At 70.2% G+C, this 24,360-nt stretch carries 22 protein-coding genes and 1 tRNA gene; 15 read left to right on the top strand and 8 right to left on the bottom strand.

Going from position 1 to position 24,360, the window contains the following annotated elements; translation table 11 throughout:
* Positions 1 to 1,076 precede the first annotated feature (1,076 nt).
* Positions 1,077 to 2,048: a helix-turn-helix domain-containing protein gene (locus tag K8Z49_RS22780; RefSeq protein WP_412520712.1), complete on the bottom strand. Its 972-nt coding sequence runs from the start codon at positions 2,046 to 2,048 to the stop codon at positions 1,077 to 1,079.
* Between the two features lie 92 nt (positions 2,049 to 2,140).
* Between K8Z49_RS22780 and K8Z49_RS22775 the strand changes: the two genes are divergently transcribed.
* The 5 genes from K8Z49_RS22775 (at position 2,141) to xerC (ending at position 7,989) form a co-directional block, all read left to right on the top strand.
* Positions 2,141 to 2,506: a hypothetical protein gene (locus K8Z49_RS22775; protein ID WP_412520710.1), complete on the top strand. Its 366-nt coding sequence runs from the start codon at positions 2,141 to 2,143 to the stop codon at positions 2,504 to 2,506.
* A gap of 224 nt (positions 2,507 to 2,730) precedes the next feature.
* Positions 2,731 to 3,054: an MATE family efflux transporter gene (locus K8Z49_RS22770; protein ID WP_412520708.1), complete on the top strand. Its 324-nt coding sequence runs from the start codon at positions 2,731 to 2,733 to the stop codon at positions 3,052 to 3,054.
* A gap of 336 nt (positions 3,055 to 3,390) precedes the next feature.
* Entirely contained in the window at positions 3,391 to 4,965 is a 1,575-nt protein-coding gene (locus tag K8Z49_RS22765; protein WP_412520706.1) for a hypothetical protein, read from the top strand.
* 270 nt (positions 4,966 to 5,235) lie between these two features.
* Positions 5,236 to 6,321 carry an IS630 family transposase gene (locus K8Z49_RS22760; RefSeq protein ID WP_412520704.1) on the top strand — a complete coding sequence of 362 codons (1,086 nt, stop codon included), beginning with the start codon at positions 5,236 to 5,238 and terminating at the stop codon, positions 6,319 to 6,321.
* Between the two features lie 144 nt (positions 6,322 to 6,465).
* The gene (xerC, locus tag K8Z49_RS22755) at positions 6,466 to 7,989 is read left to right on the top strand and encodes a tyrosine recombinase XerC (protein ID WP_412520702.1); all 1,524 of its coding nucleotides are present in this window, start codon (positions 6,466 to 6,468) and stop codon (positions 7,987 to 7,989) included.
* A gap of 56 nt (positions 7,990 to 8,045) precedes the next feature.
* Here xerC and K8Z49_RS22750 read toward each other — a convergent pair.
* Positions 8,046 to 8,118: transfer RNA gene (locus K8Z49_RS22750), tRNA-Lys, on the bottom strand.
* A 43-nt stretch (positions 8,119 to 8,161) separates the two neighbouring features.
* On the bottom strand, positions 8,162 to 9,466 hold the full coding sequence (locus tag K8Z49_RS22745) for a cytochrome P450 (RefSeq protein ID WP_412520700.1): 1,305 nt from the start codon (positions 9,464 to 9,466) through the stop codon (positions 8,162 to 8,164).
* A gap of 6 nt (positions 9,467 to 9,472) precedes the next feature.
* Between K8Z49_RS22745 and K8Z49_RS22740 the strand changes: the two genes are divergently transcribed.
* The gene (locus K8Z49_RS22740) at positions 9,473 to 9,871 is read left to right on the top strand and encodes a PaaI family thioesterase (protein WP_024934585.1); all 399 of its coding nucleotides are present in this window, start codon (positions 9,473 to 9,475) and stop codon (positions 9,869 to 9,871) included.
* A gap of 1 nt (position 9,872) precedes the next feature.
* The gene (locus K8Z49_RS22735; protein WP_412520698.1) at positions 9,873 to 10,562 is read left to right on the top strand and encodes a dienelactone hydrolase family protein; all 690 of its coding nucleotides are present in this window, start codon (positions 9,873 to 9,875) and stop codon (positions 10,560 to 10,562) included.
* Here the strand turns inward: K8Z49_RS22735 and K8Z49_RS22730 are convergent.
* Positions 10,557 to 11,402 carry an ADP-ribosylglycohydrolase family protein gene (locus K8Z49_RS22730; RefSeq protein ID WP_412520696.1) on the bottom strand — a complete coding sequence of 282 codons (846 nt, stop codon included), beginning with the start codon at positions 11,400 to 11,402 and terminating at the stop codon, positions 10,557 to 10,559. The two genes, K8Z49_RS22735 and K8Z49_RS22730, sit on opposite strands and share 6 nt — an antisense overlap.
* A complete protein-coding gene (locus tag K8Z49_RS22725; protein WP_412520694.1) occupies positions 11,399 to 13,993 on the bottom strand; it encodes an ATP-binding protein in 2,595 nt (864 codons plus the stop codon). Before K8Z49_RS22725 ends, K8Z49_RS22730 begins: the two co-directional genes overlap by 4 nt.
* 102 nt (positions 13,994 to 14,095) lie before the next feature.
* Between K8Z49_RS22725 and K8Z49_RS22720 the strand changes: the two genes are divergently transcribed.
* Positions 14,096 to 15,169 (top strand): alkene reductase, encoded by a 1,074-nt coding sequence (locus K8Z49_RS22720; protein WP_412520692.1) that lies wholly within the window; start codon positions 14,096 to 14,098, stop codon positions 15,167 to 15,169.
* 80 nt (positions 15,170 to 15,249) lie between these two features.
* Here K8Z49_RS22720 and K8Z49_RS22715 read toward each other — a convergent pair whose 3' ends face one another.
* The gene (locus K8Z49_RS22715; protein WP_412520690.1) at positions 15,250 to 15,780 is read right to left on the bottom strand and encodes a C40 family peptidase; all 531 of its coding nucleotides are present in this window, start codon (positions 15,778 to 15,780) and stop codon (positions 15,250 to 15,252) included.
* A gap of 609 nt (positions 15,781 to 16,389) precedes the next feature.
* Here K8Z49_RS22715 and K8Z49_RS22710 point away from each other — a divergent pair.
* From K8Z49_RS22710 to K8Z49_RS22695, 4 genes are all read left to right on the top strand, one after another.
* Positions 16,390 to 17,790, top strand: a complete 1,401-nt coding sequence (locus tag K8Z49_RS22710; RefSeq protein ID WP_412520688.1) for a glycoside hydrolase family 1 protein — start codon at positions 16,390 to 16,392, stop codon at positions 17,788 to 17,790.
* A 75-nt stretch (positions 17,791 to 17,865) separates the two neighbouring features.
* Positions 17,866 to 18,492: a nucleotidyltransferase gene (locus tag K8Z49_RS22705; protein ID WP_024934588.1), complete on the top strand. Its 627-nt coding sequence runs from the start codon at positions 17,866 to 17,868 to the stop codon at positions 18,490 to 18,492.
* 16 nt (positions 18,493 to 18,508) lie between these two features.
* The gene (locus K8Z49_RS22700) at positions 18,509 to 18,754 is read left to right on the top strand and encodes a BON domain-containing protein (RefSeq protein ID WP_250358148.1); all 246 of its coding nucleotides are present in this window, start codon (positions 18,509 to 18,511) and stop codon (positions 18,752 to 18,754) included.
* Positions 18,751 to 19,512 carry a metallophosphoesterase family protein gene (locus tag K8Z49_RS22695; protein ID WP_412520685.1) on the top strand — a complete coding sequence of 254 codons (762 nt, stop codon included), beginning with the start codon at positions 18,751 to 18,753 and terminating at the stop codon, positions 19,510 to 19,512. The genes K8Z49_RS22700 and K8Z49_RS22695 overlap by 4 nt, the downstream gene beginning before the upstream one ends.
* A gap of 107 nt (positions 19,513 to 19,619) precedes the next feature.
* On the opposite strand, the gene K8Z49_RS22690 is transcribed toward K8Z49_RS22695, so the two are convergent.
* Together K8Z49_RS22690 and K8Z49_RS22685 are read right to left on the bottom strand one after the other, a co-directional pair.
* Positions 19,620 to 20,633 carry a DNA topoisomerase IB gene (locus K8Z49_RS22690; protein ID WP_021598100.1) on the bottom strand — a complete coding sequence of 338 codons (1,014 nt, stop codon included), beginning with the start codon at positions 20,631 to 20,633 and terminating at the stop codon, positions 19,620 to 19,622.
* Positions 20,633 to 21,481, bottom strand: coding sequence for an SDR family oxidoreductase (locus K8Z49_RS22685; protein ID WP_024934589.1), 849 nt, complete (start codon positions 21,479 to 21,481; stop codon positions 20,633 to 20,635). The genes K8Z49_RS22690 and K8Z49_RS22685 overlap by 1 nt, the downstream gene beginning before the upstream one ends.
* Positions 21,482 to 21,645: 164 nt before the next feature.
* Here K8Z49_RS22685 and K8Z49_RS22680 point away from each other — a divergent pair, with 164 nt between their 5' ends.
* The 3 genes from K8Z49_RS22680 (at position 21,646) to K8Z49_RS22670 (ending at position 24,354) form a co-directional block, all read left to right on the top strand.
* A complete protein-coding gene (locus K8Z49_RS22680; protein WP_021598102.1) occupies positions 21,646 to 22,419 on the top strand; it encodes an SDR family NAD(P)-dependent oxidoreductase in 774 nt (257 codons plus the stop codon).
* A 7-nt stretch (positions 22,420 to 22,426) separates the two neighbouring features.
* A complete protein-coding gene (locus tag K8Z49_RS22675; protein ID WP_200871769.1) occupies positions 22,427 to 23,239 on the top strand; it encodes a crotonase/enoyl-CoA hydratase family protein in 813 nt (270 codons plus the stop codon).
* Between the two features lie 398 nt (positions 23,240 to 23,637).
* Positions 23,638 to 24,354: a L,D-transpeptidase family protein gene (locus tag K8Z49_RS22670; protein WP_412520682.1), complete on the top strand. Its 717-nt coding sequence runs from the start codon at positions 23,638 to 23,640 to the stop codon at positions 24,352 to 24,354.
* Positions 24,355 to 24,360 lie beyond the last annotated feature (6 nt).

The following is a 24,360-nucleotide window of genomic DNA, read 5'->3' as shown; positions in this document are numbered from 1 at the left end:
AAAAGGCCGAGAGATCGACCCCGATTCACCCTCGGTGGATCGAGGCTAAGTGAGGGGAAGGACGTCCATATCGGGACGCCGTCAGGGAGGAAGGCGGCCTGCCATTCGCGGCTGCAGCTCTGCCAACATGAATCTGCTGTCCTCAGCTTTTCCAACGCCGAGCGCTTCTCCCCGCTCGTTCCGGTCAACGCGAAATACCAGACGTCGGCTGCTTGTCTCTACGTGCTTTTCTACCGTGCCGGGCTGGATGCGGCACCCGGCATCCAGGCCCACCGGAAATCCACCTCTTCAGCCCGGCGGCGCAACTAAAGGGCATCGGGTCATGACGCGGAGACTGCTCGTGCGCTACGGCAGGGCCCGACCACCACTGCGGTGGGCGGGCCCTTTCGCCTGTGCCGGCAGTCAATCAATGCCGATGATTTCCGAACTCGCTAGTTGCGTGGACGGGACACCATCTCGTCGAGATTGACCATCGCGATGGCTTGTCTGACCTCACGAGCTGCCGCAGGTGCCGACCGTGCCGGAGCCGGTGTTCCAATTGCATGCGCGGAAGCGCACATCTCGGTAGCCCGAGCCGCTGTAACGAGGGTTGTCGGAATAGCCACCAGGGGCAGCTGACCATCCAAACGATGCTCCGTTCCGGATGCCCTTCCACTGGAGCACACCGTCGTATGGGTTTGCCTCGCTTCCGCATGTTGTGTTTTGACGCCACTGATTGAACGCGTCGTATGAGATTCGGAAGGAACTCCCCTCGGCCTGCACGGTATATGAGATGCTGATGTACGCGCACTCGTTCGCACTTTCCCGGCCGAGTAAAATGGTGCTTGCGGAAGCGGTTTGAGCGGGAAGGACGGTGGCGGCGGCGAGTGTGAGAGCGGCGAGTGCTGCATGGGAAGCCTTCATGGATCTCTCCAAGGGAAGCCGGGGAGGGGGGAGCGTAACCTCGCGCGCCCTCGTGGCCGACGGGAAGGCCCGTCAGCACGCCGGGGCTGTCGGTTTGCGCTTGAAAGAAGAATAAGGCCAGGTGCCGGTACCGTCATTGGATGCTGGCGTGGGAAATCTTGACTATCCGTGCGTCAGTGCTGGTCGAGGGCGGTGCGGCGATAGCGGCCAGGGGGTATGCCATAGGTGCCGCGGAAGGCGCGGCTGAAGTGAGTCGCATCGGTGAACCCCCAACGGCGGGCGATTGCCTGGACAGGGTAGGCGCGAAGCAGGGGATCGGCCAGGTCAAGGCGGCAACGCTCAAGGCGTAGGTGTCGAATCCACGCCGATACGGTCATCTCCCGCTCAGCGAACAGTTCATGCAGGTGACGTACAGAGATCCGATGAGCGACGGCGATGGTGGCCGGGCTCAGGGCCGGGTCGCCGAGCCGTTGCCGGACGAAGTCGTCGATCCTCAGCACGAGCACGCGTCGGCTCGTCTCGGCTGTGTCGGGCAGGGGGCTGTCGAGATGGTGGGCAAGGACGGCGCCGAGTAGATCGACGGTGAGGGAGGTCAGCGCAGTCGCGTCCGGGGCGGTGAACTCCTCGGCCCGTACGACGAGGCCAGTCAGCCATCGTGCGAACACCGCGCTGATCCCCTGTTCGGTGGGGAAGGAGATCGCCGTAAGCTGATCTGCCGTGTTGGGTGATAGAGGGAAGGAATGCCGGGGGATCTGGAGGATCACGCCCGAGGTGGCTTGTCCAGTGCAACGACGCCTGGCTTCAAAGGGGCGCGCGCTGTCGAGTACGGCGAAGTGTCCGGGCCCGAACACGGTTTCCCGTCCTGCCTGACGTAGCGCAGCTTCTCCTTCGAGGATCAGGTTGACCTGGTAGACCTCCGGGTCGCACCGCCGGATCAACTTGGTTGTTCTGCTGATCCGCACCGCGGAGTGCGTCATCGCGGACACGCACACCTCACCCGACACCGCGCCGCGCGCTTGGCCCAGGAAACTTCGCGGGTCCTCGCAACTCAGCCACGTAGGAAGCAAAACATCGGCCTTGTGCTGCCAATACGCGAACCGCTCACGCGGCAAGACGCTCTGGGTGCTGAACTTGATGGTCCGCATAGCCCACCCCAGATCCAGGCGGCATCTGATCGATTTCTAAAGGCCTCCTTCGACCAGCGCCAAATCAGGCCCGCCCGCGCAGGGGCCTTGGAATGCTCGAGGAGGACTCTTCACGCCGTACGGTAACTCGCGACGACGACATCGCCAAGGCGCGCGATCAGCTGCGTCCCCTCTTCGCCCACCTGATCGGCGCGACCTCGGCGGGCGGCCGCAAGACCTATTTCGATGTGGCGTGCCAGATGGGATTCGAGGGCGCCGCCCACGCCGTTCGCCAGGAGTTCATCAGCGGGCGGCGGGCCGACGCCGTCCCGGACCTGCTGATCGACCGGGTCGCGCTCGCCGGACCCCTCCCGGCGATCGCGGACCGGCCCCAGGCATGGAAGCAATCACGAATGCACACCCTCATTCTGCTCGACCGCGACATTGAGGTACTGGAAGCCGCGCAGGCCGCGCTGTGACCCGTACCGTGACCCGTGCTGTGAGCGAGCGCGAGGCACCGTCCGCGTGCTGGATCTGGTCGCTGGCCTACCCGCTGCTGTCCCCCGGCTCACCCAGATCATTTTCAACATGGTGGACACGGCCATGCTCGCCCCGGCTGTCCACCCGCGCGCGGGGCGCCTTCGCGCTCGCCGCTCCGGTCTACCTGAAAGCGCTCGTTATCGTGCGCGGCTAGGCGAGCGCAGTGCAGGTCCAGGTCGCCCAGCACCACGGCGGTGGACGACTCGGAGCGGTCACCCGGGTCGTGCGCACCGGCCTGCTCGCCTCGCTCGCCGCCGGGACGGTGGTCGGAGCAGCGCTGTCCGCGCTCGCACCTGGCATCCTCGCGCTCCTGGGCGGATCTGCGGAATTGATCGGCGACGGCACCTCCTACCTGCGCGTGCTGGCCTGCGCCGTCCGCTTCGCCGCCGCCTCCTTCACCCTGCAAGGCGCATGCGCGGGAATCGGCGCGACCCGCGTCTCGATGTCCCTAGCCTCGGGCTTTCACCGGACGGCGGGTCGAGAGTGACCGTCTAGACAAGAAAAGTGCCCCCGAGCTGGGAGGATAGGGCTTGTCGAGAGTCCTGTCCGCACCAGTCCGAAAGCACTTTTCGCCGCAGGGGGGCGCCGGTCCGACCGTCCCGGACACGGCCGGTGCCGGAGCGGCCATGCCACGGCAGGCCGCCATGAACACCCTCGGGGACCGGTCGCGCGTCCGTCAGGTGGCAGGTGGCCCGCCGTCGACCGGGGCCTCCGCGCCGCCCGCCGCCGTGCGACGACGTCCCGGGAACGGCGAACCCTCTCGCCGCAAGTGGCTGATCCCGGTTTCGGCCTCCGCCACGGTGGCCCTGCTCGTGACAGCCGTGTGGTCGCCGCCACCACGTTCGGGTCGAGATCGGAGGCGAATCAGCCGGACCCGGCGGTGACGACGGTCGGACCGACCACGGCGGTGACGACCACGGTCACGCCGACCAAGCCCAGGCCCACGCCGACCACGTCCACACCCAGATCCGCGTCGCCCAAGCGCTCGGTGGGGACGGCCGTCCCGCCCGGATATGTGTTGCGGACGGTTTTCGCGGCGCGGCTGGCCGTCCCGTCCGGCTACCTCTCCACCCAGCTCGACGACTATCGCTACATGTTCAAGGCGCCCCCCGGGCAGCAGGACAAGCAGATCATCCAGATCTTCGTATGCAGTCACGAGGACTCCCCGGACGCGCCGAGAGGGGCCGCCGCGCGCGCCGCGTACTGGGAGCAGCGTTTCCTGTCCGACCCCCGTCTGCACGACCCCGAGATCGACGTCGTCGATATGACGGTGAACGGACGGGTGGCCAAGGTCCTCACCATGATCTTCGGCGACGACGCCAACCATGTCCGGGGAAAGCAGGAGATGTACTACAGCGGCAGCGAAGGGGAATGGAAGATCGTCATCGACTATCGGCTGGAGAGCTACCACGACAAGATCGACCAGTCGCCCTTCCGCAAACGCGATCAGGACCTTCCGGGTATGAGTGTCGTCGCCACGGCCGTTGCGCTTGACCAGTGCGAATCAAGCGGCGGTAAGGCGGTCGCCGCGGGACGATGGGCGGCTGTGTCCTTGCGACTGGCCTACTTGACCGTGGCGAACGCGTTTGCGGTGCTGCGTCTGCTTCCGATGACCGAACGGGAGAAGGACACCGAGATCTTGGTGCTGCGGGCATCAGATCGCCGTCCTGGAGCGCCAGCTTGCCGGAAAGCGGGTGCGGTTCACTGCGGCGGACCGGGCGCTGCTGCACTGGTTGCCTTTCGGCGCGCTGCGGCGGATGCGGCTGCTGGTGCGGCCGGACACAGTACTGCGCGCTGGCACCGGGACCTGATCGCGGGTCGGCATGCCGCCCGGTCCAAACCCAAGCGGGCGGGCCGCCCACCGACCGTCCGTTCCATCCGGCTGCTGGTACTGCGACTGGTGCGGGAGGACCCGAGTTCGGACTACCGGCGGGTGCACGGTGAGTTGCTGGTGCTCGGCGTCAAGGTCGCCGCCTCCACCGTCTGGGAGATCCTCAACGACGCCGGCGTCGATCCGGCACCCGAGCGTTCCGCCACCACCTGGACTGGCTTTCTGCGCTCGCAGGCCGAGGCGCTGCTGGCGTGTGACTTCCTGGAGACCGTGACCCTCACCGGCGATCGCATGTACGTGCTGGCGGTCATCGAGCACCACACCCGCCGCATCCGTGTCCTGGGCGCCACCGCTCACCCGACCGCGTCGTGGGTGACCCGAGGAGCGGTGCGGAACCTGGTCATGGACTTGGAGGACGCCGGCCGTCGGGCACGGTTCCTGATCCGCGACCGGGACGGCAAGTTTCCCGCCCTGTTCGACGCTGTCTTGGCCGATACCGGAATCCAGACGGTGCTGAGCGGGGTACGGATGCCGAGGATGAACGCGGTGATGGAGCGGTGGGTGTAGATCTGCCGCCGTGAGCTCCTGGACTGCACGTTGATCTGGAACCAGCGGCACCTGCTTCACGCCCTCCGCGAGTTCGAGACCTTCTACAACGAGCACCGCCTTCATCAGGGCATCGCAAACGCCGCCCGCTGAAGCCGCTGCCTCCACCGATCATCGAACCGGATGAGATCACCCGCCTGGGCATTCTAAGAAGGCAACGGCTGGGCGGAATCCTCAACGAGTACTAGTGTCTTGAGTCATTAGTTCTTTGTTAGTCGGTAGGTTGTGGGGATGCCGAGCCCGAAGCTGGAACCGGTGGTGTTGTCCGACGAGGAACGGTCGGTTCTGACCGGGTGGGTGCGCCGTCGCAAGACCTCGCAGGCGCTGGCCTTGCGGGCGCGGATCGTGCTGCTGTGCGCCGAGGGCGGCACGATCGCCCAGGTCGCCGAGCGGGCCGGGACCTCCCGCAACACTGTGTCGAAGTGGCGGTCGCGGTTCCTGGCCGATCGGCTGGAGGGCCTGACCGATGAGCCACGTCCGGGCCGGCCCCGCGTGATCACCGATGAGCAGGTCGAGCGGGTGGTCACCGCCACGCTGGAGGAGACACCTGGCGCCGATACGCACTGGTCGACCCGGTCGATGGCCTCGGCGACCGGAATGTCGCAGTCGGCGATCTCGCGGATCTGGCGGGCGTTCGGCCTCAAACCCCACACCGTGCAGACCTGGAAGCTGTCGACCGATCCGCAGTTCGTGGACAAGGTCCGCGACGTGGTCGGCCTGTACCTGGCCCCACCCGACAACGCACTGGTGCTGGCGGTCGACGAGAAGAGCCAGATGCAGGCGATCGATCGGACGGCCCCGATTCTGCCGATCATGCCGACCACCCCGGCACGGATGACCCATGACTACGTCCGGCACGGCACCACCAGCTTGTTCGCCGCCCTGGACCTATCGTCCGGCTCGGTGATCGCCCAGCACTACCGGCGACACCGCCATCAAGAGTTCCTGCGGTTCCTCAAGCTCATCGACGCCGCCGTCCCCAAGGATCTGGAACTGCACCTGGTACTGGACAACTACGCCACCCACAAGACCGAGGCGGTCAAGCGGTGGCTGATCCGCCACCCCCGGTTCCACCTGCACTTCACCCCCACCAGCTCATCCTGGCTCAACCTGGTGGAGCGCTGGTTCGCCGAACTGACCAACCGCAAACTGCGCCGCTCGGCCCACCGCAGCGTGGTCGAACTGGAGCGCGACGTCCGCGGCTGGATCAACGAGTGGAACAACAACCCCAAGCCGTTCGTGTGGACCAAGACCGCCGACGAAATCCTCGAAACCCTCGCCGCATACTGCCAACGGATTAACGACTCAAGACACTAGCATGCTGCTTGACCTGCACGGACGTAGTTTTTGGCAAGCGCAGGGCGCAACCATGTGGACCCGTTCTGGGTGTTATGAGTAAAAGCTGGCTATACCTTTTAGTGTTGGTTCAGCTCGCGACATGGTATGTAGTCTCAGGTTTCGATGAAGGGGTCGGTGTACAAGAGGTGTAAATGCCGTGGCGCGGGCGGAAAGGAACTTGCTTCCCGCTGTCCGCAGCTGCGTCACGAGGACGGCACGTGGAATCCGCGGCACGGTACCTGGTACTTCTACCTGGAGCTCGACGCCGGCCCGGGTGGCAAGCGCCGTCGGCTCCGCCGGGGCGGGTTCACCACGCAAGAGGACGCTGAGAAGGCTCTTGAGGACGCACGATGCCGGGCATTGCGCGGCCTGGATCCGGGCGCGCGGTACACCGTCGGGCAATACCTCGACGAGTGGCTGGCCGGCCACAGCGGCCTGCGCCGCAGTACCAGCAAATCCTATGGCGAGCACATCCAGCACTACCTCAAACCCCACCTCGGCCACATCGAACTGGACCAGCTATGCGTTGTGCATGTGAATGAGATGTTCGCTGCGATCGACGCCGACAACGAGCGCATCTTGTGGGCGGTCGGGGAACGCCGGCGGTTGCTTGCGGGTGCCCGGCAGGCATGGCGGTCCGGGGACAAGATCGCACACCGAGCCGCTCGCGCTGAACTGGCCGGGATTCCGCCGCACCGCCGGACGGTCGGGGCGGCGACCATGCAGCGCATCCGCGCGACGCTTCGGTCGGCCTTGGCGGACGCGGTACGGCAAGGCCTGACCGCAGTGAACGTGGCGAAGCTGACCAAGCTTCAAACAGGCAAGCGGCCCAAGGCACTGGTGTGGACCAGCGAACGCGTCACCGCATGGCAGACCGCCTACGAGCGGGAACTGGCGGCAGAGCGGGCCAGTGGCCGTACGGTCAATGCGTTCAAGGTCTGGATGTCGCTGCCGCGCCCTTCGCGGGTGATGGTGTGGACGCCCGAACAGACCGGGACATTCCTCGACCACGCCGCAGACCACTCGCTGTACCCGCTGTTGCATCTGATGGCTTTCCGGGGCCTGCGACGCGGGGAGGCCTGCGGACTGGCGTGGCCGGACCTCGACTTGGCCGGGGCGTCGCTGGCCGTCCGGGAGAACCGTGTGAAGATCACCTACCGGGAGATCGAGGACGGGTACCCCAAGTCCGACGCCGGAGAAGACACGATCCCGCTCGACTCCGGCACCGTCACCGTGCTCGAAGCCCACCACCGTCGGCAGGACGAGGCCAGGGCCGAGTGGGGCCAGGCGTGGCAGGAGTCGGGAAAGGTCTTCACCCGGGAGGACGGCTCGGCACTGCATCCCGACCACGTGACCGATACCTTCGCCCGGCTGGCCTACGGCGCCGGGCTACCGCCCATCCGCCTGCACGATCTTCGCCATGGCGCCGCGACGCTGATGCTCGCCGGTGGCGCAGACATGAAGCTGGTTCAGGCGCTGCTGCGGCACTCCTCACTCGCCATCACCGCCGACACCTACACCAGCGTCCTCCCCGAGGTCGCCCGCGAAGCCGCCGAAGCCGCCGCAGCACTGGTGCCAAGGAAGATCCCGACTCAGGAAGCCCGGCCTCCCGTCCTCCCCGCGTCCTCCCAAGACGAGGAAGAGTAGCCACTCACCCCGCGCACGCGACACGTCTGCGCAAGCCACACAGGCGAATGCGTGAGTGGGTCGCCTGGGACTCGAACCCAGAACCTACGGATTAAAAGTCCGGAGCTCTGCCAATTGAGCTAGCGACCCGTCCCGCAAGGGTACCGAGATCGGCGGGGGGTTTGCGACGGGGTTAGGGGGCGGGGGTCAGGTGGACGGGGAGGTGCTTCAGGCCGTTCTGGAAGTTGGAGGCCAGGCGGACGGGGGTGCCGGTGAGGGTGACGGTGTGGGGGAGGAGTTCGCGGAAGATGGCGCGCATCTGGGTGCGGGCCAGGTGGGCGCCCAGGCAGAAGTGGGGGCCGAAGCCGAAGCTGACGTGGTCGTTGGGGGTGCGGGTGATGTCGAAGCGGTCGGGGGTGGGGAAGACGGTCTCGTCGCGGTTGGCGGAGGCGTGGTAGACGACGACCTTGTCGCCGGGGGCGATCTCCTGGCCGGAGAGGGCGACGGCCTTCGTGGCGGTGCGGCGGAAGTCCATGACGGGGGGCCAGTAGCGCAGCATCTCCTCGACGGCGGACGGGAGGAGGGACGGGTCGGCGCGGAGGCGGGAGAGTTCGGCGGGGTGGTCGAGGAGGGTGAGGAGGCCGCCCGGGATGCCGTTGCGGAGGGTCTCGTTGCCCGCGACGGCGAAGAGGAAGAACATGTTCTCGAACTCGTGGGTGGTGAGGCCGCCCTCCAGCATGCGGGACATGATGTCGCCGGACGGGCGCAGCCGCTTCTCGGCGGCGAGCGCGTGGGCGTAGGCGAACATGTCGGCGAGGGCCGTGTAGGAGCGCGGGTTGACGGGGCGGCCGTCCGGGTGCACCCACGTGGTGGGCCGGTACTTCATGGCCTCCTGGGCCATGGGGGTCATGGCGGCGGCGTCGGCGGTGGAGAGGCCGGCGTACTCGTCGTCCTGGTAGCCGATGACGCGGGACGCCCAGTCGTAGAGGAGGCGCCGGTCGGAGTCGGGGACGCCCATGATGTGGGCGAGCGTCCAGACGGGGAGGTCCGCGGCGAGGTCCACGAAGTCGGTCTCCTCGCCCAGGGCGGAGGCGATGAGGCCGCGGGCGCGGTCGTTGATCGTTTCTTCCAGGGCGCGGACGGCGCGGGGGGTGAAGGCGGCGGCGACGATACGGCGCAGGCGGGAGTGGTCCGGCGGGTCCTGGTTGAGCATCATCGCGCGAACGAAGGCGAGATCCTCGGGCGTGTCGGGGTCGCGGATCTGGGTGGCGCCGAGGTTGGAGGAGAAGAGGTCCGGGGAGCGCAGGACGTGCTTCACGTCGGCGTGCCGGAAGACCGCCCAGTAGCCGGGGCCGGCGGGCCAGAGGCCGACGGCGGGTTCGGGGACCCAGGTGACGGGCGTTTCGGCGCGGAGCTTCCGGAACGTGCCGTAGGGGACCCCGGTGGCGTAGGTGGCGGGCAGGAAGATCTCCTCGTGCATGTCCTCAGCGTGCATCATGTCGGGGTGACGTTGAAGCCTGAGGAGATCCTCCGTGACAACTTCGCGCCCTGGGTGCTGGACCTGGGCCTGGTGCCGGAGGAGGTGGGGGACGGGTCCGCGGTGCTGCGGCTGCCCTGGTCGGACCGGCTGGCACGGGAGGGCGGCGCGCTGTCGGGGCAGGCGCTGATGGCGGCGGCGGACACGGCGGTCGTGCTGGCGGTGTCGGGGGCGAAGGGGGAGTTCGTGCCGATGACGACCGTCCAGCTGAGCACGTCGTTCCAGCGGCCGGTGGTGGGACGGGACGTGTTCGTCCAGGTGGAGCTGACGAAGCTGGGCCGGACGCTGGCGTTCGCGGAGATCGACATGACGGCGGACGGGAAGACCGTGGCGCACGCGAGCGCGGTTTACGCCATCATCGGCTGACATGAGTCGTATCGAGAAAGTCGTAGTTCCGGACGGCGAGTTCGACCTGCGGGTGTGGGCGCCCGAGAGCGGCGGGCCGGGTGTCCTGCTCGTGCAGGAGATCTTCGGTGTGGGCGACTACATGGAGGCGGTCGCGCAGGACCTGGTGGCGCTCGGATATGTCGTGGGGGCGCCCGACATGTTCTGGCGGATCGAGCCGAACTGGACCACCGAGCACAACGAGGAGGCCCTTCCCAAGGGGATGTCGATGGTCTCCCAGTTCGACTGGGAGAAGGGCGTGGAGGACGCGGCGGCGGCGCTGGGGATGCTGAAGGGGCTGCCGGAGGTGGGCAAGGTCGGTGTCCTCGGGTTCTGCTTCGGCGGGACGCTCGCGTACCTGCTGGCCGCTCGGGCCGAGGTCGACTCCCTGGTGTCGTTCTACGGGTCCGGTGTGCCGGGGATGCTGGAGCATCTGGACGCCGTGCAGGCGCCGACGCAGTTCCACTTCGGCGGCGACGACCCCTACATCCCCAGGGAGGACGTCGCCAAGGTGGAGCGGGCCGTGGACGGACGGGACGGCATGGAGATCCACGTCCAGGAGGACGGCGGGCACGCGTTCCACAACCGGAAGGCGCCGATGTTCTACCAGCCGGAGCCGGCGGCGCGCGCTTGGAGGCTCACGGAGGAGTTCCTCCAGCGGACGCTTTCATAGCGCCCAGGACGGCAGCGGCTCGCAGTGCTCCAGCCAGTCGGCGGGGGATGAGCCGAGGATGCCGCCGACGATGGCGCACGTGGTGTCGACGTCCCCGCCGGCCGCCGCGGTCGTCCAGAAGGCGGCCTTGTAGTCGCCGAGGTGGCGTGCGGCGGCCCAGAGGCTGAACGGCACGGTGTCGTGGGCGGCGACGTGCCGGCCGTTGCCGAGGACGGCGGACGCGGTGGACGGGTCGCCGATGGTCAGCAGCCGGCGGGCGTCGACGATGCCCTTGCGGACCGTCCCGGGCGGGACGAGCCGGAGGATCTCGTCGATGAACTTGCCGGGCGGCGGCCGGGAGGGTGCGATGGCGGCGGCGACGGCCACGGCGATCGCACCCGCCACCGCCTCGGGGTGCGGGTGCGTGACCTCGGCCGAGAGGGTGGCCTGGCGGGCCGCCTCGGCGGGGTCGTCCGCGAACCACGCGCCGAGGGGCGCGACCCGCATCGCGGCGCCGTTCCCCCATGAGCCCGCGCCGTCGAACGGTTCCCGGGCGAGGGTCCGCCAGTCGCCGCCTTCCCGGACGAGCCGCAGGAGCCGTCCGGTGGACGGTCCGTAGCCGCGGTCGAAGTCGTGCCGTTCGGCGAAGCTCGCGGCCAGGGCGTCCTGGTCGATGGCCCCGTGGCGGGTCAGGACGAGGTAGACGGACGCGGCCATCTCCGTGTCGTCCGTCCACTGCCAGGGGCCTGGGGGGAGGGTTCGCGCTTCGAACGCGGCACGGTTGGCCGGGACGAAGAACTGGGAGCCCAGGGCGTCCCCGACGGCGAGGGCCTGAAGCGAGGCGTACGCGCGGTCTTTCACACGGGCTCCAGGGTGAGGCGGGAGAGTTCCCTGCGCGACGAGATGCCGAGCTTCGGGTACGCCTTGTACAGGTGGTACTCGACGGTCCGCGGGCTCAGGAACAGCTGCGCGGCTATCTCGCGGCTGCTCGTCCCCGAAGCCGCCAGCCGGACGACCTGAAGCTCTTGCGGGGTGAGACGGTCGAGGAGGTCCGGCGCGGTGGGGACGGACGTCCCCGACTCGCCGGTCGCGCGGAGTTCGGCGCGTGCCCGGTCCAGCCAGGGGGCCGCGCGGAGGCGTTCGAAGATCGACACAGCGGACCGGAGCGGGCCGCGGGCGTCCGCGCGGCGGCGGGACCGGCGCAGGAACTCGCCGTAGAGGAGTTCCGTGCGGGCCCTCTCGAACGGCCGGCCTGACTGTTCATGCAACCGCACGGCCTGCACGAACGGTTCTTCACTGTCAGAGAGCAAAGCTTCGCAGTGCAATGACACGGCGAGCGCCCACGGTTGCTTCACCGCCTCGGCCCAGGCGCTGAAGCGTGAGTGGGCCTCGCGGGCGACGTCCATGGCCCCCGTGCGCACGGCGGCCTCGACCTGGTCGGCGGCGGAGAGAAGGCTCCCGTGCCGGTGATGCCCGCGGGAGATCTCTTCGAGGCGGCGCAGCGCGTCGTCATGCCGGCCGAGACCGAGGTCGAGCAGGGCGAGCGCGCTGTCGGCGATGCCGCCCGCCGAGGACGGGGCGTGCGCGATCAGCTCGCGCAGCCGGACCTCGTCGCCCTCGATCGCGGCGACCCGGGCCAGGACGGCGCGCAGCCGGCCCTCGCGGTGCGGGCGGCCGGTGTCGCGGGCGAGCGCGATGGCCTCGGCGACGGTGGCCTCGGCGTCCGCGTGCAGCCCGGCCGCGATCTGCGTCTGCGCCTGGACCTGCAGGACGTTCGGCAGCTCGCCGATCCGGCCGTGCCGGCGGCCGTCGGCGACCTCGGCGGCGGCCAGCTCCAGCGCGGCGGCGTCGTCCCCGACGATCAGCGCGAGCTGCGCGCCGCGGACGCGGTCGCCGGTGCCGTCCAGCGCCTCGGCGACCGGCCCGGCGAGCAGCGGCGCGCCGCCCGCGTGGTCGCCGCGGGCCAGCAGCGCCAGGCCGCACACGGCCGGGTCGTCCGGCAGCAGCTCGGCCGCCCGGAGCACGGCGGGAAGCTCGCCGGACGTCCACCCGTACATGGCGCCGGTCCGCAGCATCGCGGCGCGGTCGTCCCCGGCGGCGCGGTCGACCATCCGGCGGGCCGCGGCGCGGGGGTCGCCGCGCTCGTACTCGACGGCGGCGTGGACGCGGCCGAGCCGGGCGCGGTCGGCGGACGCGGGGCCGAGCCCTTCCGCCTGGACGGCGAGCTCCTCGGCCTCGTCGAGCCGTCCCGCCAGCAGGACGAGGTCGGCGGCGGCGCCGAGCCGCGCGGCCCGCGCCGGCGGGTCCGGGGTGAGGTCGGCGGCCTGCCGGTACAGGGCGGCCGCCGTCCCGTATCCGGTGCGGCAGCGGGCCCGGACGGCCGCGTCCTCCAACTCGGCGGCGACGTCCTCGTCCGGCCCGAGGGCGGCGGACGCGCGGTGCCGGGCGCGGCAGTCCATGTCGTCGGCGGACTCCGCGAGCGCCCGGTGGACGGCGAGGCGCCGCGCCGCGACGGCCCCCTGGTACGCGGCCGCCCTGATCAGCGGGTGCCGGAAGGCGATGGTGCGGCCGGAGACCTCCACCAGGCGGGCGCGTTCGGCCTCCTCCAGGTCGGCGAGGCCGACCCCGAAGGTGCTCGCCGCGCCCAGCAGGCTCGGCATGTGGCCGCGCCCCTCGGCCGCCGCGATCAGCAGCATCAGCCGGGTGCCCTCCGGCAGCCGGCCGATCTGCGCCTGGAACGCGCCGAGGACGCGGTCGGTGACGGGCAGCGGCCGCGCGTCGTCCCGCCGGCGCGCGTCGGCGGCGGCGAACTCGTGCAGCGCGAGGGGGTTCCCGGCCGCCTCCCGGACGATCCGGTCGCGGACGATCGGCGCCAGGTCGCGCGCGGCGAGGAGCCGTTCGGCGTCGGCGCGCGGCAGCCTGCCGAGGCGCAGTTCCGGCAGCCCGGTCGTGGCGAACGCGTCGTCCCGCGCGGCGAACAGCATCACCACGCCCTCGGCCGCGAGCCGCCGCGCCGCGAACAGCAGCGCCTCCGCGGTCGCGGTGTCCAGCCACTGCGCGTCGTCGACCACGGCCACGACGGGGCCGTCCGCGTCGGCGAGGTCGGCGAGCAGCGTGAGGACGGCGAGGCCGGTCGTGAAGCGGTCGTGGCCGGGGGAGGTCTCGCCGAGCGCGGACCGCAGCGCGGCGGCCTGCGGGGCCGGCAGGGCGTCCAGCCGGTCGCGGACGGGCCACAGCAGCTGGTTGAGTCCCGCGAACGCGATCCCGGACTCCGCCTCGATCCCGGTGACCCGCAGCGCGCGCGGCACCCGGTCCGCGGCCTGCGCGAGCAGCGCCGACTTGCCGATCCCCGCCTCTCCGCGCAGCACGAGGACGCCGCTGCGCCGGTGGTCGCGCGCCTTGTCGATCAGCGAGGAGATCCGCGCCTGTTCGTCGTTCCGCCCGTAGAGCACGCCTCCAAAACTACGGGGCCGAATACCGAAACCCTACGGATTCGCCCCCTAAGTGGTCGCTCGTAGCTTCATGGCCAGCGATGACGCCACTAGGAGGACATCATGCAGGAGCTGTTCGAGCCGCTGTCGGCCGGCAAGCTGGAGCTGTCCAACCGTCTGGTGATGGCGCCGATGACCCGGAGCCGAGCCACCGCGGACGGCGCGGTGACCGGGTTGACCGTCGAGTACTACCGGCAGCGCGCCGTCGCCGGGCTGATCATCACCGAGGGAACCCAGCCGAGCGTCCGGGGCCAGGGCTACATCCTCACGCCGGGACTGCACGACGACGGGCACGTGACGGCGTGGCGGGCGGTGACCGACGCCGTCCACGCCGAGGGCGGACGGATCTTCGCCCAGCTGATGCACGCGGGCCGCGTCGGGCACCCCGTCCTGTACCCGGACGGGGGCGCGCCGCTCGGGCCGTCGCCCCTCGCGTCCGGCGAGCGGCTGTTCACCCCCGACGGAATGCTCGACCACCCCGTCCCGCGCGAGATGACGGTGGACGACATCGCGCAGGCGGTCGAGGAGTTCGCCGCGTCCGCGCGCAACGCGATCGACGCCGGGTTCGACGGGGTCGAGCTGCACGGCGCGAACGGCTACCTGATCCAGCAGTTCCTCGCCGACGGCAGCAACACGCGGACCGACGCCTACGGCGGGACGATCGCGAACCGCATCCGCTTCGGCGTCGAGGTCGCGCGGGCGGTGTCGGAGGCGATCGGGCCCGACCGCGTCGGCTTCCGCGTGTCGCCCGGCGGCACCGCGAACGGCGTCAGCGAGAGCGACACGGCGGAGCTGTACGCGGCGCTGCTCGCCGCGCTCGCCCCGCTGGGGCTCGCGTACCTGCACATCATGGAGCTCGGCGACCGGGACATGACCCGGCGGCTGCGCGCCGCGTGGCCGGGGACGCTGATCCTCAACCCGCATCCGACGCCGGAGTCGTTCCCCGCGAGGCCCGAGTACGGCGCCGAGGCGCTGCGGGACGGGGTGGCCGACGCGGTCGCGTTCGCCGAGATGTGGCTCGCCAACCCGGACCTGCCCGCCCGCATCAGGGCCGGCGGCCCCTACAACGAGGCGGACCGGGCGACGTTCTACGGCGGCGACCACCGCGGCTACACCGACTACCCGGTCCTCGCGTGACCGGTGCCCCGGCCGGGACAGGGGGAGGCCCCGGCATCGGCCAAGGGGAGCCGGTGCCGGGGCCTCGCGGCGCCGCCGGGTCAGAGACCCGGGCGGACACCGCCGCTGAAGTTGCGCTTGTAGTACTTGGTCAGCTTGATCTTCTTGACGCGCTGGCCGGAACTCGGCGCGTGGATCATGTACCCGTGCCCGGCGTAGATGCCCATGTGCGTCCTGCCGCCGTAGAAGAACAGCAGGTCGCCCTTGACGGCGCCCTTCCAGGAGACCTTCTTCTTGACGGCGCGGTAGATCTGCTGCGTGGTCCGGGGCAGCTTCACCCCGGCCTTGCGCCAGGAGCCGCCGGCCAGTCCCGAGCAGTCCCACGAGCCGGGGCCCGTGCCGCCGTAGCGGTACGGGTCGCCGATCTGCTTCGCCGCGTACTTGACGGCGTAGGCGGCGCGCTTCCTCTGCTTCGCGGCCCGGGACTGCTTCGCCGTGGCCTTCGCCGTGGCGGCCTGCGCGGCCGGTGCCGCGGCGAGCGTCGCCCGCTGCGGGACCGCCGCCTGCGCCGGGCCCGCCGCGAGGACGGACGCGCCGAGCGCGGCGGTCGTGGTGAGGACGAGGCCGCCCACGGTGAATCCGGTCTTCAGGGTCGTTCGGGGGGTATGCAGAATGACTCCAGAGTTCGCGGTCGATGCCTACCGGGCAGCCGTCACCCACCGGTACTGATCATGGGATCGGGATGCCGCGGCCGTTTCCGAAAATGGCGGCCGCTTCCGGTTCCGTGCCTCATGGCTGCACGGATTCGGCTTCCGGCGGGCGGCTCTCGGGCGGGGTCCCTGGATGGGACGACCTGGGGGTCCGCGCCGGCCCTGGTTGGTGGCCGGGCGCGCCGCCGCCGTGCGCCGGGTTGCGTGTTCTGTTGTCCGGGCGGCCGATGTGCCGCATGAACCGGGCAGGAAGCTAGCCAGCGTCCGTGACGGCTGGCAAATCACGAAGCCATTTCTTCATCGGACGGCCGTCCGATTGAGACTGCGGTCTGCCGCCCGGCCAGCATGGATGATCGAGGGAATTAGCGAATTGTGAAGTGAGTCACATGCGGCCGTTAAGAGTGTGGTTCATTTATTGATCTGTGATGTGCGGCACAGCCGGGGCGCGGGGTGAGGTTGCCGGATCCGGCCATGTCCGGCCATTGACGGCGGCGGCGAGCCCCCCTGTAGTGCGAAGGAGATTCATGTCCTGTGACCGGAGGGAGCCCCGTGTTCGGCAGGCCCGGCAGAGCACGCCCCGTCCATCTCCTCCCAGCCTTCGCCCTCTCGGTCGCGCTGGCGCTGACCGCCACGTCCCCCGCCACCGCCGTGACTCCCACCGGCCAGCCGGCGGAGGCCAAGCCCACGACCGCCAAGTTCCCGCCCGGCTTCCTCTGGGGCGTCGCCACCAGCGGTTTCCAGAGCGAAGGGTCGTTCCCCGACAGCAACTGGACGAGATACGCCGAGAACGAGGCCCCCGGGGTCGAGGACCCCTACGGGAACTCCGTCGACTTCCGGAACCGCTACCCCAGCGACCTGAAGCTCGCCAAGGGGCTCGGCGTGAGCGTCTTCCGGACGTCCGTCGAGTGGTCCCGCGTCGAACCGCGCCGCGGCCACCGTGACCCCGGGGCGCTCGCGTACTACGACGACCTCGTCCGCCGGATCAAGGCGAACGGGATGCGTCCCATGCTCACGCTCGACCACTGGGTGTACCCCGGATGGGTCGCCGACCAGGGCGCCTGGGACAACCCGAAGACCCAGGAGGACTGGCTGCGCAACGCGCGCTACATCGTCGACAGGTACAAGGGCCAGGGCGTCATCTGGATCACCTTCAACGAGGCCAGCACCTACATCTACAAAGAGCTGACCACACGCCCGATGGACCTCGGGCAGATGATGAAGATGCGCGACGCCCTGATCAAGACGCACCGCGCGGCCTACGACATGATCCACCAGGTCGACCCGGGCGCCCCCGTGTCGAGTAACGTCGCCTACGGGTCGGCCCTCAACGGCATCTTCGACGCGGCGCTGTTCAACGACGTCACGGACAAGCTCGACTTCATCGGCCTCGACTACTACTACGGCGCCAACCTGGAGAACCTGACCGCGGTCCACTCGCTGACCGGGGAGTTCTGGAGGATCGACCCCGAACCCGAGGGCTTGTACTACGTCCTGAAGAACTACCAGCGCCGCGTGCCGAACCTGCCCGTCTACATCGTCGAGAACGGCATGCCGACCGACGACGGCAAGCCGCGCCCGGACGGCTACACACGCTCGAACCACCTGCGGGACCACATCTACTGGATCCAGCGGGCCATGGCCGAAGGCGTGAAGATGATGGGCTACAACTACTGGAGCCTCACCGACAACTACGAGTGGGGCAGCTACCGGCCGCGGTTCGGCCTGTACACGGTGGACGCGCTGACCGACCCGTCCCTGGAGCGCCGTCCGACCGACGCCGTTCCCACCTACCGGTCGCTCATCGCGAACCGGGGCGTTCCGTCCGGGTACGTGCCGGTGCGCAAGCCGGGATGGTGCTCGATCGAGGATCCCATCGCCACCTGCCTCGGCACCACCCCCACCCCGCCCGCCGCCTACCGCTCGGTCGGCTGACGAACGGGGCATGACCCGCGCGTCCCCGGGTAGTCCCACGGCACCGCCAAAGACCAGGGGTACACGTTGGGGGACGTGCGGACACACCCGCGGGCCGTCGCGCCGCGCGGGTCCGGCACCGCGGGACCGGGGCCGCCGGGCCTCGGCGGCGCGGCGGACGGCCTGATGCTCGCGCTGAAGCGCGCCGCCGCCGCGCTCCGGGACGCCGGGATCGGCTACGCGCTCGCGGGCGGGTTCGCCGCGTACGCGCACGGGGCCGCCGTGTCGACGCACGACGTCGACTTCGTGGTGCGGGAGCGAGACGTCCAGGCCGCCCTGGACGCCCTCGCCGCCGCCGGCATGACGCACCAGCGGAGCCCGGAGAACTGGCTGGAGAAGGCCTACGACGGCGATCAGCCGATCGACCTGATCCACACGCCGTCCGGCCGGCCGGTGGACGACGAGCTGCTCGGCCGGGCCGAGGAGATGGCGGTCGGCGCGGTGTTCATGCCCGTCCTCCCGGCCACCGACCTGATGATCATGCGGCTGCTGGCGTTCACCGAGACGGCCTGCGACTTCGGCGGGTTCCTGCACGTGGGCCGGGCGCTGCGGGAGCAGGTGGACTGGCGGCGGGTGGCCGCCGAGACCGCCGCGTCCCCCTACGCCTACGCGTTCCTGACCCTGCTGGCCCGGCTGGACGTCATCGGGGAGGACGTGCCGTGACCGAAGGGGGGACGACATGACCGACCAGGCGCAATACCTGTCCGCGCACATCCAGGAGAGGCTCGCGGCGGAGGCCTACGAGCTCGGCATCCGCGTGGACGTCCGCGGCGACGTCGTGCACCTGCACGGCGAGGTGGTGAGCGAGGAGCGGCGCCGCGACGTGGAGGACGCCGCCCGGGTCGCCGCCGAGGGCCGCGAGATCTGCAACGAGCTGCACGTCGTCGCGGTCCCCGCGCCCGAGGGGGAGGAGCGGATCTCATGATCCACGTGGCGGCGGCGGGCGACCTCCACATGGGGCCCGAGGCGGCCGGGGAGTACCGCGGGCACCTGTCGGCGCTGGCCGGCCGCGCCGACGTCCTCCTCGTCGCCGGGGACCTGACCCGGCACGGGACGGTCGAGGAGGGCCGCGTCGCGGCGGCCGAGCTGCGCGACCTCGGCGTCCCGGTGATCGCGGTCCTCGGCAACCACGACTACCACAGCGACGCCGAGGAGGAGATCGTCGGCATTCTGCGGGACGCGGGCGTGACCGTCCTCGAAGGGGAGGGGACCGTCCTGGACTGCGACGGGACGCGGCTCGGCGTGGCCGGCGGCAAGGGGTTCGGCGGCGGGTTCGAGGGCAGGTGCGCCGGCGACTTCGGCGAGCCGGAGATGAAGGCGTTCGTCCGCCACACCAAGGACTTCGCCGGGCGGCTCGGGGCGTCCCTGCTGGAACTGGACGCCGACGTCACGATCAGCCTGACGCACTACTCGCCCGCCGCGGACACCCTCGAAGGCGAGCCGCCGGAGATCTACCCCTTCCTCGGCAGCTACCTGCTGGGCGAGGCGATCGACGAGGCCGGCGCCGACCTGGCGATCCACGGCCACGCCCACAAGGGCACCGAGCGCGGCCTCACCTCCGGCGGCGTCCGAGTGCGCAACGTGGCCCTCCCAGTGATCCAGCACGCCTACGCGCTGTATCGCCTGGACCCCGCGGCACCCCCCGCCCACCGCCACACCGAGAACCACGTCTCCGCCTGGTAACCGCCCGCCGAACAGCCCTTGGCCGGGCGGGCGATCCTTTGGCGGGCTGGTTGTCGCCGGGTCGGGGCTGCCGAGCCGGCTCTCCGCCGGGCAGCCCCCGTGCCGGGTCAGGGGGCGGAGCGGAGGAGGTCCAGGACGGCCTCTTCTACCGGGCCCTGGGTCGCCAGTTCGCCTTCGGCGGCGTCCACGCCGAGGCGGTCAAGGGCGGGGGCGATCGTCTTGTCCTGCTCGTACAGCTCGATGATGCGGGGGTCGATGTAGGACGCCCGTGCGACGGCCGGAGTGTTCCCCAGGTAGGACGCGACCTCCTTGACCACGCGGACGATGGCGCGCCTGCGGGCGGCGTCGCCGTCGGGGGCGCGCACCGACACCGCGAGCCCGACCGCCGCGAGGACGGTCGCGTGCCAGGTCCGGAAGTCCTTGGCGGTGAAGTCGCCCTCGGTGACCTCCCGGACGAAGTCGTTGATGTCGGACGTGGTGACGTCGTGCCAGCCGTTCCGCGTGCGGTAGGCGAGCAGCTCGGGGCCGCCGTCGCCGCGCCGCTTGAGCCCGCTCACGACCTTGCACACGTTCTCTTCCGCGACGGCCTGGTAGCGCTCCTTGGAGCCCTTGGCCGGGTACTCGAACGTCACGTGGCCGCGCCGGCAGGTGACGTGCTCGCGCAGGACGGTCGCCAGCCCGTACGTCTGGTTCTCCGCCGCGTACGCCTCGCCGCCGATCCGGAAGAAGCCGAGGTCGATGAGCCGGACGGCCGCGGCGAGCACCCGCTCTCGCGAATATCCTCGTCCGGCGAGGAAATTGCTGAGCGTGTCGCGGACCTTCGGCAGCCGCTCGGCGAGTTCCAGGACGTGCTCGTGCTTCTCCCGGTCGCGCTGCTCGCGCCACGTCTCGTGGTAGAGGTACTGGCGCCGTCCGGCCGCGTCCGTCCCGATGGCCTGGATGTGCCCGTCGTCGTCAGGGCAGATCCACACGTCCTTCCAGGCGGGCGGGATGACCAGGGACCGGATCCGCTCCTTCTCGGCCGGATCGCCCAGGGGGCGCCCGTCGAGGCCGAGATACACCCATCCCCTGCCGTGCTTCCGCCGTCCGTACCCGGGCTCGTTCGGGTCGCTCTGCCGCATCAGCCCGGATGGATCTCTCCGCCGGCGGGCACCAGCGTCTGGCCGGTGTAGTAGGACGACAGGCGGTTCGCGGCGAAGAACACGTAGGACGGCGCGATCTCGTCGGGATCGGCCGCGCGTCCCATCGGCGCCTGCTGCCCGAAGCTCTCGACGCGTTCCTCGTCGAAGGTGGCCGGGATCAGGGGAGTCCAGACCGGGCCGGGGGCGACGCAGTTCACGCGGATGTCGCGGTCCATGAGGTTCTGGGCGAGGCAGGTGGTCAGCGCCATCGCGGCCGCCTTGCTGGCGGAGTAGTCGATGAGCGTCTTGTTGCCGCGGAGCCCGTTGATGGATCCGGTGATGATGATGTTCGATCCCGGCCCCAGGTGGTCGAGGGCCTCCTGGACGATCCAGAACAGCGCGAACACGTTCACGTCGAACGTCCGGCGCAGCTGCGCGTTGTCGATCTCCCGGACGTCCTTCACCGGCGTCTGCGTCCCGTGGTGGAGGACGAGCAGGTCGAGCCCGCCCAACCGGCGGACGGTGTGCTCGACGACTTCGCGGCAGTGCCGCTCCTCGGCGAGGTCGCCGCCGAACGTGACGCACCGCCGTCCGGCCGCCTCGACGAGGCTCGCGGTGTGCCGGGCGTCGTCCTCCTCCTCCAGGTAGGTGATCGCGACGTCGGCGCCCTCCTTGGCGAACGCGACGGCGGTGGCGCGGCCGATCCCGGAGTCGCCGCCGGTGATCAGCGCGCGCCGCCCGCGCAGCAGGTCGCGGCCGGTGTAGTCGAGCATCTCGTCGCGGGGTTCGGGTGCCATGTCCCCGGTCCGGCCGGGGTAGGACTGGCTCTGTGCCGGACGCTCACTCATGTGCTGCCGCATGCCCTGAGTCACGAGGAGCAAACGCCCGCCTATCGTACCGACGGGTAATATCGCGGCTCGGTGGTCCACGGGGGTGCGGGCGGGGCGTGCGAACGACGTCCGGCTACCATCATCCCGAACCACATTCGGTCCCTCACGTAAGGTGTCGCTGTATGGACCTGAACGGAGTTTCCGCCGTCGTATCCGGTGGCGCGAGCGGCCTCGGTGAGGCCACCGTCCGCGCGCTGGCCGCCGAAGGCGCCAAGGTGGTCGTCGCCGACCTGAACGAGGACAAGGGCAAGGCGCTCGCCGACGAGGTCGGCGGCGTCTTCGTCAAGACGGACGTGTCGAACGAGGAGCAGGTGCGGGCCGCCGTCCAGGCCGCCGTCGACACCGGCGCTCCGCTGCGCGTCATCGTCAACAGCGCCGGCATCGGCTGGGCCTCGCGCACCGTGAACCGGGACGGCAGCCCCCACGACCTCGCCTCCTACGAGACCGTGATCCGGGTCAACCTGATCGGCACCTTCAACCTGATGCGGATCGGCGCCGCCGCGATCTCCAAGACCGAGCCCGCCGACGAGGACGGCGCCCGCGGCGTGGTGATCAACACCGCGTCCATCGCCGGCATCGAAGGGCAGACCGGGCAGATCGCCTACTCGGCGTCCAAGGGCGGGATCATCGGCATGACGCTGCCGGCGGCGCGCGACCTCGCCGCGATCGGCGTCCGGGTCAACACCATCTGCCCCGGCATCATCGACACCCCGATCTACGGCCAGGGCGAGGCCGCGGAGGCGTTCAAGGCCAAGCTCGCCGCGCCCGTCCCGTTCCCGAAGCGGATGGGCAAGGCGTCGGAGTTCGCCCACCTCGTCAAGTCCCTGATCGAGAACGACTACATGAACGGCGAGACGATCCGTTTCGACGGCGGCATCCGCTTCCAGCCGAAGTGAGGCACCCATGACCGACGCTGTATCGCCCGAGGGGGGACGACCCCCCACGCCCCCCGGCAACGACGCGGTGCTAACCGAAGAAGACGGCGCAGTCCTCGTCATCACCATCAATCGCCCCGAGGCCCGCAACGCGGTCAACGGCGAGGTGGCGAAGGGGATCGCGGCGGCCGTCGACGAGCTCGACTCCCGCAAGGACCTGTCCATCGGCATCCTCACCGGCGCGGGCGGGACGTTCTGCGCCGGGATGGACCTCAAGGGCTTCCTGACCGGCGACAACCCCACCGTCGAGGGCCGCGGGTTCGCCGGCGTCACCGAGCGCCCGGCGGCCAAGCCGCTGATCGCCGCCGTCGAGGGCTACGCGCTCGCCGGCGGCTGCGAGGTGGCGCTGGCCTGCGACATGATCGTCGCGGCGCGGGACGCCCAGTTCGGGCTGCCGGAGCCCAAGCGCGGGCTGGTCGCCGCCGGCGGCGGGCTGCTGCGCCTGCCGCAGCGCATCCCGTTCCACATCGCCATGGAGATCGCCCTCACCGGCGACAAGTACCCGGCGGAGCGGATGGCCGAGCTCGGGTTCGTCAACCGGCTGGCCGAGTCCGGCGGCGCGCTCGCCGCGGCCAAGGAGCTGGCCCTCAAGGTCGCCGAGAACGCCCCGCTCGCGCTCGCGGCGACGAAGAAGGTCATCGTCGAGTCCGCCGACTGGACGTCCGCCGAGGCGTGGAAGAAGCAGCAGGACATCACGCTGCCCGTGTTCATGTCCAAGGACGCCCAGGAGGGCCCGGCGGCCTTCGCCGAGAAGCGCAAGCCGAACTGGAAGGGCGAGTAGAGCGGCACAGCCTCGCCCGGCTCCCGCAAGACGCCCGGAACCTCCCTGTTCCGGGCGTCTTGGCGTATAAGGCGTGGATCATCGGCTACAACCTCGGCGGAACCCTCGGCCTCTACTGGAACGGCACGGCGTGGAGCCAGGTCGCCTATCCGCTGGTCGGCTTCCCGACCGCCGTGTCCGCCGCCCCCCGACGGCACCGCCTACTCCATCGCCGGCATCGCCGCCGCGGACAGGAAGACGCCCTTCATCGAGTACTTCAGTTGACCCCCGCCGGCGCCCGTCCCGTTCCCTCCGCGGGACGGGCGCCGCGCGTGGGGACAGGGTGACGCCGGGTGAGATGACCTTGCCGCGGGTAGAGATCGACCGCGGGACGATCATCGGAGTCACAGGGAGAATCCATGGGCGTCACACGGGTCGTGGCATGCTGCGCGGTCGCGCTCGCCGCGCCGTTCGTCTTCGTTCCCCAGGTGTCCGCCAAGGAGAGTGCCGGACACGATCCATGCCAGGCGCTCAACCGGGGCGAGTCGCGCTACGACCCGGGCGCCGCCAGGCACGTGGTCTTCGCGGTGGCGGCCGCATACGGGACGACCGAGGTGACCGTCACCGAATGCGTCCGCAAAGGACGCTCGTGGAAAACGGTTCTGAGCACTCCAGGACATGTGGGCCGGAACGGCTACGCCGAGCCCGGCGCCAAACGCGAGGGCGACGGCACGTCACCGACCGGCTCCTACAGCCTGACCGAGGCGTTCGGAGAAGGCGACCCTGGCACCGCGCTCCTGTACCGGACCCTGCGCGACACCGGCGACTGCTGGGGCTCGACCATCGGGGACGAGCGCTACAACCGCTACTACCGCGGCACGTGCCTGCCCGCCGACGAGAACCTCTCGCAGATCATGAAGGACGGCCCCTACCGGCAGGCCGTGGTGGTCAACTACAACCGGCCGCCGGACTCCCCGATCGTCCAGGGGAACGGCTCGGCCATCTTCATGCACATCGGGACGGGTCCGACGGCCGGCTGCGTCGCCATGGCCCGTCCCGAGCTGGAGACCATCATGAGGACGCTGCGTCCCCACGACCGGATCATCATGGGGACGCGGCAGGCCCTCTTCCGCTGACCGCCC

Origin of the sequence: Actinomadura madurae (assembly GCF_047130825.1) — a bacterium.
Classification (GTDB): Bacteria; Actinomycetota; Actinomycetes; order Streptosporangiales; family Streptosporangiaceae; genus Spirillospora; species Spirillospora madurae.
The sequence above is the reverse complement of the archived record's forward strand: the minus strand, read 5'-3'. Positions and strand labels throughout refer to the sequence as shown.